Source organism: Micromonospora sp. 4G55, assembly GCF_016803375.1.
In genome coordinates this window covers 1-6687 of sequence record NZ_JAEVHN010000328.1, presented here as the reverse complement: position 1 = coordinate 6687, position 6687 = coordinate 1, and the positions used below count along the sequence as shown (strand labels likewise).

The 6687-nt window shown below is 72.9% G+C and carries 6 protein-coding genes and 3 pseudogenes; 5 read left to right on the top strand and 4 right to left on the bottom strand.

Annotated features, from left to right (window positions below; translation table 11 throughout):
• Positions 1–1195: efflux RND transporter permease subunit (locus tag JNW89_RS23100; RefSeq protein ID WP_238450476.1), on the bottom strand; the 1195-nt coding region annotated here is incomplete at its 3' end.
• 174 nt (positions 1196–1369) lie between these two features.
• Between JNW89_RS23100 and JNW89_RS23095 the strand changes: the two genes are divergently transcribed.
• Positions 1370–1876 carry a MarR family winged helix-turn-helix transcriptional regulator gene (locus tag JNW89_RS23095; RefSeq protein WP_238450477.1) on the top strand — a complete coding sequence of 169 codons (507 nt, stop codon included), beginning with the start codon at positions 1370–1372 and terminating at the stop codon, positions 1874–1876.
• Between the two features lie 325 nt (positions 1877–2201).
• Positions 2202–3086: a hypothetical protein gene (locus JNW89_RS23090; protein ID WP_238450475.1), complete on the top strand. Its 885-nt coding sequence runs from the start codon at positions 2202–2204 to the stop codon at positions 3084–3086.
• Positions 3087–3175: 89 nt separating this feature from the next.
• On the opposite strand, the gene JNW89_RS23085 is transcribed toward JNW89_RS23090, so the two are convergent.
• Entirely contained in the window at positions 3176–3379 is a 204-nt protein-coding gene (locus JNW89_RS23085) for a cold-shock protein (protein ID WP_088961229.1), read from the bottom strand.
• A gap of 156 nt (positions 3380–3535) precedes the next feature.
• Here JNW89_RS23085 and JNW89_RS23080 point away from each other — a divergent pair.
• Both JNW89_RS23080 and JNW89_RS23075 read left to right on the top strand, forming a co-directional pair.
• Positions 3536–4248: pseudogene (locus JNW89_RS23080) on the top strand (methyltransferase).
• 100 nt (positions 4249–4348) lie between these two features.
• A pseudogene (locus JNW89_RS23075) lies at positions 4349–4970 on the top strand (DedA family protein).
• 15 nt (positions 4971–4985) lie between these two features.
• Here the strand turns inward: JNW89_RS23075 and JNW89_RS23070 are convergent.
• Together JNW89_RS23070 and JNW89_RS23065 are read right to left on the bottom strand one after the other, a co-directional pair.
• Positions 4986–5639: an MBL fold metallo-hydrolase gene (locus tag JNW89_RS23070; RefSeq protein WP_238450474.1), complete on the bottom strand. Its 654-nt coding sequence runs from the start codon at positions 5637–5639 to the stop codon at positions 4986–4988.
• A 7-nt stretch (positions 5640–5646) separates the two neighbouring features.
• The gene (locus JNW89_RS23065; protein WP_238450473.1) at positions 5647–6363 is read right to left on the bottom strand and encodes a maleylpyruvate isomerase family mycothiol-dependent enzyme; all 717 of its coding nucleotides are present in this window, start codon (positions 6361–6363) and stop codon (positions 5647–5649) included.
• 177 nt (positions 6364–6540) lie between these two features.
• On the opposite strand from JNW89_RS23065, the pseudogene JNW89_RS23060 reads away from it, so the two are divergent.
• A pseudogene (locus JNW89_RS23060) lies at positions 6541–6687 on the top strand (ribosome small subunit-dependent GTPase A); the annotation flags it as partial.

Sequence of the window (6687 nt, the reverse complement as noted above, 5' to 3'; positions counted from 1 at the left end):
CGGGCTTCACCCGGAACTGCTCGGTCTCGGACAGGCCGGTGCGGATGCCGAGCCCACCGAGCGCCAGGCCGGCGAGCAGCAGCGTGGCGAGGACGGCGACCGGTGCCGGCCGACGGACGACGGCGGCGCCGAGCCGGCCCCACAGCCGGCCCTCCCGCACCGCGCTGCCGGCCCGGGGGACGAACGGCCAGAACAGCCCCCGGCCGAAGATCACCAGCGCGGCGGGGAGGACGAAGAGCGCGGAGAGCATGGCGAAGACCACACCGGTGGCGCAGGCCACCGCGAGGGCCTGGTTGAGCTCCTGCTCGGACAGCAGCAGGGTGAGTACGCCCAGGACCACGGTGATCCCGCTGGCCAGGATCGGCTCGGCGGTACGGCGCAGGGCGGCCCGCATGGCGACGAAGCGGTCCTCCTCGCGGCGCAGCTCCTCCCGGTAGCGCGCGATGATCAGCAGCGCGTAGTCGGTGGCGGCGCCGAAGACCAGCACGCTGGCGATGCCGGTGACGGTGCCGCCGGGCATGTTGATGCCGACCGCCGGGACGATCGTGTCGAGGGCGCGCAGGGTGAGCTGCTCGGTTGCCGCGACGACGACCAGCGGCACGATCCACAGGAACGGGCTGCGGTAGGTGACCAGCAGCAGCAGCGCGACCACGGCGGCGGTGACCAGGAGCAGCGTGGTGTCGGCGCCCTCGAAGACCTTGGTGAGGTCGGCGGTGAAGGCCGGCCCGCCGGTCACCTGCACGACGAGCCCGTCGGGCAGGCCGTCCAGGGCGGTGCGCAGCTGGTCCACCGTCTGCCCGACCTGCTCCTGACCGCCGGCGGTGGACAGCGGTACGGCGACCAGCGCCACCGTGCCGTCCGGTGCGACCTGCGGCGGGCTGACCCGGCCGCCCACGGCCAACCGGACCAGTTCGCCCGAACGCGCGGTCAGCGCGGCGCGGTCGGCCTCGGTGAGCGCCTCGCCGTCGGCGCGGCTGAGCACCACGATCGCCGGCTGGGTGTCGCTGGAGGGCAGCTGGTCCTGGAGGCGCTCGACCTGGGTCGACTGCCACTCCACCGACAGGCCGGTGGCGGAGACCGGGTCGGGATTGGCGGGCTTCGGCAGCCCGAAGACCGCCGCGCCGACGACGAGCGCGGCTACCACGGTGAGCCAGGCGGCCAGCCGGCCGCGGGCGACGCGGGTGAACACAGACATCGGATGCCCTCACGGTCCTTCGACTTGAAATCTCGGCTATCAAGAGTCTTGCCGAGCGAGAGCATTAGTGCAACTCATCGAGTATCTTGGCAAGCGAGATTATTGAGGGCTGCTCTATGCTGCACCCGGGCGGCGGTCCGACAGGGGGAACGACCAGACGTGGCAGCACACGGCATGTATCGACGGCGGGACGACCGACGCAGTCAGCTGGTCGCCGACATCACCAACGACCTGCGGCGATACTCGGTGGACGCGCAGCACATCGGGCACGCCTTCGCCGGTCTGCACGGGCTCAACCCCACCGACCTGCACGCCCTGATCGCCGTCATGGACGCGGAACTGACCGGCGACCCGATCACCCCAGGGCGGCTGGGGGAGCAGCTCAACCTCTCCTCGGGCTCGGTGACCGCACTGATCGACCGGCTGGAGCGGGCGGGGCACATCCGCCGCGACCGGGACACGGCCGATCGGCGCAAGGTCTTCCTGCACTACGCCGACCAGGGCGCCGCGCTGGCGATGAGTTTCTTCGGCCCGCTCGGCCGGCGCACCGACGAGGTGATGGCCCGCTTCAGCGACGAGGAGCTGGAGGTCGTGCACCGTTTCATGGCGACGATGGTCGACTCGATGCGGGCGCACCGGGACGCCGTCCGGGCCGAGTCGGCGCGCCGCCCGACGAACTGACCCCGCACCCCGGCGAAGCCCCGGCCGGCGCCTGCGGGCACCCACTGTCCGATGTGTCCGTCACTCTCCGCTGTGGACTCCGGTCCATCCCCGGGCGACGGCGGGGGCGGCGCGGCGCGCGCAGACCGGCGGTCCCAGCCGGCTCATAGCTTCGTTCCATTTGAAGAGAAGCCATTTGAGCTGGGCGTTTGTCCATTCGTCCGGTTATCGTTCAGCCAACGCCCGACGAAGTGCATCTCCAGGTCGGGCTCGCTCCCGCACCCGTACACCGCCACGCGGTGTCACCGTCGTGCCCGGCCCCTGACCCTCACGGAAGGGGGAGCTCATGACAACGGCTCCGGCCAATCTGCTGGCCGCTCGCCGCCTGCTGCTCGACAACCTCAACATCGACCCCGACACGGCTCGCGACGACGACCTCGAACCCGGTGAGGTCGGCATCGTCGGCGATCCCGCCCATCGTGGCGGCTACCACTGCGGCTCCGACCGGGTGGTGACCAACGACTACTCGGTGGTCGAGTCCCCCCGGGACTCGACCGGGCTCACCCTGTACGCCTCCGCGCTGGACGTCGGCATCTTCGAGGTCCGCTCCGGCGGTCGGACGCACAACCTGCACACGTTCTCCACCTGGTGTGTCGCCCAGTGCCTGGCGAACACGCCGGACAGCCGCGACCTGCGCGAGATCATCTACTCACCGGACGGGAAGGTCGTCCGCCGGTGGGACCGACTGGGCAGGCGCAGCAGCGGCGACGACTCGCACCTGTACCACACCCACTTCAGCTACTTCCGCGACTCCACGAAGGCGAACCGGGACCAGCGACCGCTGTTCCGGCGCTATCTCACCACCATCGGACTCCTGGAGGACGACGACATGACCCCCGAAGAGCACACCTGGCTGCAGACCGTCCACCGCAACCTGACCGTGCTGGACGGACGTAACCCGGTCGGCCAGATTTACACCCGGATGGCGCTGGGCGAGGACCACACGGACCCGGCGTTCGTCGTCCAGCACCCGACTCTGAAGTCGCTCGGCGCGCAACTCACCGCGCTGCAGACGGCGCTGACCGCGCTCGCCAACAAGGACTTCACCGACGAGGCGGCGATCGTCCAGGGTGTCCTGGCCGGCCTCACCCCGGAGAAGATCGCCGCGGCGATCCCGCCGACCATCGCCAAACAGGTCGCCGACGAACTCGCCCGACGCATGGTCGCTTGAGCACGCTGGACACCGGCCGGCCGCGGTCGGACCGGTCCCGGGCACGCGCAGTGGCGGCGGCCAACCCGACCGCCGCCACCGGCACGGAACTAGAGCGGACGGACGTTGTCCGCCTGCGGACCCTTCTGCCCCTGGGTCACCTCGAACTCGACCTTCTGGCCCTCGTTCAGTTCGCGGTAGCCGCTGGAGGCGATGGCCGAGTAGTGGACGAAGACGTCCGGGCCTCCGCCGTCCTGCTCGATGAAGCCGAAGCCCTTTTCCGAGTTGAACCACTTGACCGTGCCGGTTGCCATGCATCTCTCCCTGTTCAAGACGGGTGAGCACCCGCGTGTCGACGGATGATCGCCCTGTATCTCCCCGAGGGTAACCGGCGGAACGGTCGTTCGCTGGCTGAAGTGCCGCATGGCGGCAAAAGGAAAAATCGCGAGTCGGACGCGAAAGGCCGCGCGATGCCCGGTCGGCTCGGGCATGCTCGACCGGTGGGCGGACCCAGTACGGCGGCGTTGAGCGTCCTGACGCGCGAGATCGGCGCGCCGGGCGACGGGCTGGACCGGCTGCGGCTGGTGCCCACGCCGTTCGTGCCGGAGGTGTGGCTGCACCTCGCCGAGGACGCCATCGTCTGGTGGGCCCGGATGGAGGCGGCGGCCGGCCGTACCCTCCCGCCGCCGTACTGGCGTCGGCCTGGCCCGGCGGGCAGGGGCTCGCCCGGTACCTGCTCGACCACCCCGAGCTGGCCGCCGGACGTCGGGTGCTCGACCTGGCCGCCGGCTCCGGGCTGGTGGCCATCGCCGCCGCGCTGGCCGGCGCGTCCGAGGTCGTCGCCAACGACGTCGACCCGTGGGCGGTGGCGGCGGTGACGGTCAACGCCCGGGCCAACGGGGTGGCGGTCACGGCCACCGAGGGCGACCTGCTCGACGGCGACGGTACCGGGGTGGACCTGCTGCTCGCCGGCGACGTGCTCTACGACGCGGGGCTGGCCGGGCGGGTGCTGCCGTTCCTGCGTCGGGCCGCCGCCGCCGGGGCGGTGGTGCTGGTCGGCGACCCCGACCGGGGGCACCTGCCGACCGAGGCCCTGGAGGTCGTGGCCAGCTACCCGGTGCCGACCACCGAGCCGTTCGTCGACTCGCCGGTGCGCCGGGTGCAGGTGCTCCGGCCGCGCTGACCCGACGGCCGGCTCAGGGGTGACCCCGAGCCGGGGTTCAGGGCGGGGTGGGGGATCGAACCCGATGTGCCGGCCGCCCGCGGCCCATAGCGTCATGGCCATGCTGGATACGTTGGCCCAGGTCGGGGAGCTGCCCACCACCCTGCTGATGGGGGCGCTGGGGCTGGTCATGCTCGCCGACGCCGTACCGCTGCTCGGGGTGCTGGTCCCCGGCGACGTCGCGGTCCTCGCGGCGGTGGGGGTGGGCCGCCCGGCGACCGGCGCGGCCACCGTCGCCGCGGTCGTGGTGGGCTGCGTCGCCGGCTGGTCGCTGAGCTTCCTCGCCGGCCGGGTGTACGGCGAGCGGCTGCGGCACAGCCGGGTCGGCGGCTGGATCGGCGAGGCCCGCTGGGCCGCGGCCGAGGGGATCCTGCGCTCCGGCGGCGGGCGGATGGTGCTCATCGCGCCCTTCCTGCCGGTGTTCAACGCGCTGCTGCCGCTGGCCGCGGGCGGCTGCGGATGTCGTACCGGAGGTTCGTGGCCTGCGCGACGGCGGGCGCCGCGCTCTGGGCCGGCCTCTACCTGGCGCTGGGCACCGCGTCCCGGTCGCTGGCCGGGCTGCTGCCGGGGAGGGCAGCCCGATGCTGGTCACCATGGCGGTCGGCCTGGCGCTGGCCGGCGTGGTGCTGCTGGGCACCCGACGCCGGTTGCGCGCCCTGACCGGCGCCGGGCAGCCGAGCTGACCGACGCCGGACGCCTCACCAGCCGCGGGCCCGCCACTGCGGCAGCGACGGGCGCTCCGCCCCGAGCGTGCTGTCCCTGCCGTGCCCCGGGTAGAACCAGGTCTCGTCCGGCAGCCGGTCGAAGAGGTTCTGCTCCACGTCGTCGATGAGCTGGCCGAAGCGCTCCGGGTCCTGGTCGGTGTTGCCGACCCCGCCCGGGAAGAGGCTGTCCCCGGTGAACAGGTGCGGGGTGCCGGCCGGGTCGCGGTAGAGCAGGGCGATGGAGCCCGGCGTGTGCCCCCGGACGTGGATCACCTCCAGGGCGCAGTCGCCGACCGGCACGGTGTCGCCGTCGGCGAGTCGCTCCGCCTCGATCGGCAGACCCTCGGCGTCGTCGGCGTGCACCAGGGCGCGGGCGCCGGTCTTCGCGACGACCTCCTCCAGCGCGACCCAGTGGTCCATGTGCCGGTGCGTGGTGACCACCGCGGCCAACCCGCCGTCGCCGACCAGGTCGAGCAGCCGCGGGGCCTCGTTCGCCGCGTCGACGAGCACCTGCTCGCCAGTGCCCTTGCAGCGCAGCAGGTACGCGTTGTTGTCCATCGGGCCCACCGACAGCTTGGTGACGGTGAGCCGGTCCAACTCCCGGACGGCGGGCGGGCCGCCGGCGGTGACGTCTCCGGTGTAGCTCATGACGTGTCTATATCCATTCCGGTGGAGTCGGCAGGGGTCCGTCGGGGGTGACGGTCAGCGCCTCGCCGCGGCTGCGCCCGATCAACCAGGCGGCCAGCTCGGCGACCGGGCCGCTGACCAGCGGCGCGCCCTCACGTTCACCGACGACCAGCTCGTGTCGGCTGCCGTCGAAGCGCACCACCATCGCCGGGACGTCGGTGCGGGCGGCCAGGCCGGCGCCCACCTCGTGCAGCAGGTGGTGGGCGAAGGCCGCCGGCCAGTCGGCCGCCCGGTAATCCACGTCGAGGTCCACGTGGTGCACCTCGATCTCGCGCAGCCGCCCCCAGACCAGCATCGCGGCCTTCCACGGGCCGCGCCGGGTCTGCACCGTGGCCGACCACGCCTCGACGGGCATGGCCGCGACCGCCTCGGCGAACCGCTCGGCGGAGTGGCGCAGGTCGTCCAGGTGCGCCGCCGGGGGCCGGGACGCGCCGGCCTCGATGTCGGCGGCGCGGGCCTCCGGGCTTGCGTACATCGGGATGGGTTCGCCGGTACGGGCGGCGGTCAGCAGGTTGACGAAGCCGTCGGCGTTGCGGGCGAGGTGCGCCAGGACGTGCCCGCGGGTCCAGCCGGGCAGCAGCGAGGGCGCCGCGACGTCCGCGTCGTCGAGAGCGGCCGCGGCGCGCAGGAGCCGGGCTGTGGCGTCGTCCACCTCACCGGTCAGCAGAAGCGGATCAGTGGTCACGCACCGACCCTAGCGGTACCGGGCCGGCCGTCGCCGGGGAAATCGCTTTCGGCGCGTCGCCGCGGCACCTACCGTCGGCATCGAACGCGGCACCCGGACATCGGATGGAGGTGGTGGCCATGCCGGTAGCAGCACGCGTGCACCACCACGACCAGTTCCGACTCCGATGAGGATGCCATGACCATCGATCTCACCGCCCTCGGCTTCGACGCCGACCGGGCGGCGTACGCACGACGGCGCCCCGACCGTCGCCCGGGCCGGGTGGCCCGGGTCGACCGCGGGGTCTGCACCGTGCTCTGCGCGGACGGACCCGTCCGCGCCAGC